At 34.8% G+C, this 3,803-nt stretch carries 3 protein-coding genes; 1 reads left to right on the forward strand and 2 read right to left on the reverse strand.

The annotated features are described in order from the left end of the window. Window positions 1-291 precede the first annotated feature (291 nt). Entirely contained in the window at window positions 292-651 is a 360-nt protein-coding gene (locus ACIQ56_RS15505; RefSeq protein ID WP_397601949.1) for a hypothetical protein, read from the forward strand. Window positions 652-866: 215 nt separating this feature from the next. Here ACIQ56_RS15505 and ACIQ56_RS15510 read toward each other — a convergent pair whose 3' ends face one another. After that, window positions 867-3,068, reverse strand: coding sequence for a multicopper oxidase domain-containing protein (locus ACIQ56_RS15510; protein WP_397601950.1), 2,202 nt, complete (start codon window positions 3,066-3,068; stop codon window positions 867-869). Between the two features lie 60 nt (window positions 3,069-3,128). Next, the gene (locus ACIQ56_RS15515) at window positions 3,129-3,602 is read right to left on the reverse strand and encodes a plastocyanin/azurin family copper-binding protein (protein WP_397601951.1); all 474 of its coding nucleotides are present in this window, start codon (window positions 3,600-3,602) and stop codon (window positions 3,129-3,131) included. Window positions 3,603-3,803 lie beyond the last annotated feature (201 nt).

Consider the following 3,803-nt stretch of genomic DNA (forward strand, 5'->3'; position numbering starts at 1 on the left):
TTTTTATTTCATCAGACCAACTCTTTATATTTCCTTTACTTCTTTCAAAAGCAACTTGTTCTGACAATTTTAAAAGTCTATTTTCCATCTCCATTTAAATCTCCCCCTCAAAAGGAAATTTAAATCTGTATTTACGTTTTGTAAAAATCACTTATTGGGAGGACACATCGTGACATTGATCGTGTGATGAGCTTTGTTACACTTTTTTATGAGAATTTAAGTAACATTTAGAGTGTAACTTGAACCCTCGTTAGTGTTACACTTTACTATTTATGAAAAATTGAGGTAGATATGCCAAAAAGAATATCACTAAATCAATATATTTCAAGTTTATCTAGTAATATATTTAAATTAAAAATATATTCAAATCGCTGGGGACATTATGATGTATATGATTTTAAAGTTACGAAAAATGGTTGGCACATATCTCATTTAACGATAGGAGGTTCATGTAAAAAAGATGGTAAACCATATCTTTTTAAAAATTTGAATCAAGATTTAATAAGTTATCCAAGCGATCTAAATTTTGTTATGGAAGAACTTTGGAATAAAATAACTAAAAAAAGAATAAATAAACCTCAAATAAATGCCAAACTAAAAAAAATTGCTGTCTGGATAAGTAAATGTGAAAAATATAAGCCTAAGATTTGATGAACAAATTTGTCTATCAAATAATAAAAGTTTAGTAATACGGGTTATATAACATAATATGCTAACTAGCCTATACCGACAGTTTTCGCTTCAAAGCGCCCAAGACCCCAGTAAATCCAGTAAAAGAAAAATAACTCTTTTCCATTTTTTCTCTAGAAGGGGATGTAACCGAGAACCGCAGAAATTTCCGCAGTTCTTGGTTACATCCCCTAAAACTATAATCTAATTCGAACACCTACACCAAGGCTATCTTGTGTTAAAGTAAGTCCAGCAGACCAATTCCAATCATTTGCAAACATAAGAGTTCCAAGATATTCAATCTTTTCACCTTCAATAGGGTTTGGTTTCCATAGAAACTCAACTTGTGAAGAAATATATTTTGTCCATTGAAAGTCTTTTTCTACGCTAAGTTTAAATCTACCTTTATGATTAATTAAAACTTTACTTTCTACTAGAAGAGGTAGCATGTAAAAAAATCCAGCTTGTCCGTAAAATTTCTCATGTTCATAAGCAGCACCGCCTAAGAGGTGAAAGTAATTTGTAGAAGCAAAAAATCTTTTATACATAAGTTCTAAGTCTGTTTCCCATTTTTCATTAAAAGAAAAAGGCTTCTTTGATGTGTTAAGAGATTCTGCTGATAATTCTAGTTCTTGCCATGATTGAGACAACTTTGCAGATGCACGAACGATATTTGTTGCAGCTAAAACGTCTGAGGTTGCATAAAGATGATCATGATCGTGAGGATCATGCTTTTGATGTACCGCGACTTCTTCTTTTGGCTTAAATGATTCATAACTCACAACCCGCGCCATACCTGTTTTAAGGTGAAATAAATTGTGACAATGAAGCATCCATTGTCCAGGTTCATTTGTAAAAAATTCTATGGTCTTTGTACCATGAGGCGGGACATCAACGGTGTGTTTTAAAGGCGAATAAGCTCCAAACTGGTTTAAAACTCTAAAAAAGTGCCCGTGTAAATGCATAGGATGGTGCATCATGGTTTGGTTTTCAAATACAAAACGAACTAAATCATTTTCTTCTACAACTATAGTTTTATCTTCAAATATTGCTTTACCATTAATGTGCCACACATACCTTTCCATATCTCCGCCAAGAACAAGTTTAAATTCAACTACTTTTCTGGAATTTTTATATTCAGTAGGAATTGGTGATTGAATTTTATCAACAGTGAGAGTTTGAATTAGTTCATTTTTAGAGGACATGTCACTCTTTGGTTGAATCATTTTCGAATGGTCCACCTCTGGCATATGATGCATTGAGTGATCCATAGCAGGTGTTTCAGGCATGGCTTTGTCCATACCTCCCATACTGTGTTTTGAATGATCCATCATTATACTATGGTCCATTCCACCCATCGCTGACATATCATGGTCCATTGTTTCATACTGATCTGGCATGGGTTTTACGGGTGCAAATACTTTTTCCCCACTGGGGTTACCAATCCATGCTTTAGCAATCCCAGTACCATCTTGGGCGGTGATTTTGAGTTCGTAGTTTTTGTTATCCGGTACTTCAAACAACAAATCGTAAGTTTCTGCCATGCCCATAAGAATTTCTTGTGAGAGTGTGGCTTTGATATCAATGCCATCGGCTGAAATTACCCTTACTGGTTTGTCTCCTAAAGCAACGAAGAAGTATGTCGAGGCCGCTGCATTTATAAGTCTAATACGAACCTTTTCACCTTTTTTGGCGACACCTAGCTGTGATTCTTTCTTTCCATTAATAAGAAAAGCATCATAGCCGACATCAGAGTAATCCATGCCTCCCATACGTGACCATTCGTTTTTTATAAAATTTCCAAATTGACCCTCTAAAAGCGCTCCAAACCATGAGCGCATGGTTCCTTTTTTATAAAGATAATAGTCTCCATCTTTTTTTAAATTCTTTAAAATTTGCGTTGCATTTTCATCTGACCAATCACTTAAAACTGCGACAGCATCTTTTTGATAAGAAATTTTTTTGTCCTTAGGGTGAATAACAATCGCCCCATAAATTCCTTTTTGTTCTTGGACATCTGTATGAGAGTGGTACCAGTAAGTACCGTTTTGCCTTATTTTAAACTTAAAGACAAATTGAGTCCCACTTGGAATGGGCGGAGTCGTTACATAGGGAACACCATCCATTTCGTTGGGAAGTAGAATTCCATGCCAATGGATGGATACTTCTTGTTTTGGAATTTTATTGATGATCGTGATCTCAGCATCATCGCCTTCGATAAATTCTAGGGTCGGTGCAGGCAGACTTTTATTCACAAGTAAGGCAAAATTAATGGTTTTATTTCCAGACACATTTATTTGTTCGTTAGTGGTAGTTAATTCATACTTAACTGTTTTTGCATAAGTATAATTAAATAAAATAAACTGCAAAAAGAACGCAATAACTGAAATCCATTTCATTTAAAAAAACTCCCAGTGTAAACGGGTTCACTTACATGCCATGCGTAGCAAAAATCAAACCTACTTTACTTTGAACTCGCCGACCATACCGGCTGGATAGTGGCCAGGTAATAAACAACCAAAATCGACAGTACCAGACTTTGTAAATTTCCAAATTAAACTTTTAGATTGCCCTGGCTCGGCTGTGATGGAAGATTCACCCTCTTGGTGCTTCATAGTAGGATTTTTGAGCATCATCTCGGCATGTATTTTAAGCTCTTTTTTACTCCCAAGCACAAGCTCATGATTCACTTTTCCTTTATTCAAAAGTGTAATTTTTATTGTTTCACCTTTTTTTACATTAATTGAAGAAGGGGTAAATCGCATGTTATCATTTGCTTCTACTATTATTTCTTTAGTGACATTCTTAGGATCACCCATTTGACCGCTAGTTTCTGAATTGTGTGACTTGTGATCGTGTATTCCATCTGAAAAAGCGTAGATTGGACATAATATATTTGCAGTCATAAAAGCGGATAATATTGTTTTTTTCACAAAACATCTCCTAATGGGTAAGTGTCCTACCAATAAGTGCATTTTACAAACAAAATGAATGCTAGTAAATTTTTGGTTCTGTTGCAAATAATTAGGAGCCACGAAACATTGGTTTGTTACTTTTCAAGTAGGTTCCCATTAGGCGCAATTATCCAGCGAGGGAGCGAAATTGCTCCCAAATAGGCAAATGACTTTTAAATT

This window comes from Silvanigrella sp. (assembly GCF_044369315.1).
In the GTDB taxonomy this organism is placed as follows: Bacteria; Bdellovibrionota_B; Oligoflexia; order Silvanigrellales; family Silvanigrellaceae; genus Silvanigrella.

What these genes read in the sequence shown, in the direction of transcription:
- ACIQ56_RS15505 (WP_397601949.1), top strand. Translation starts at nt 292, where the DNA reads ATGCCAAAAAGAATATCACTAAATCAATATATTTCAAGTTTATCTAGT.
- ACIQ56_RS15510 (WP_397601950.1), bottom strand. Translation starts at nt 3,068, where the DNA reads ATGAAATGGATTTCAGTTATTGCGTTCTTTTTGCAGTTTATTTTATTT.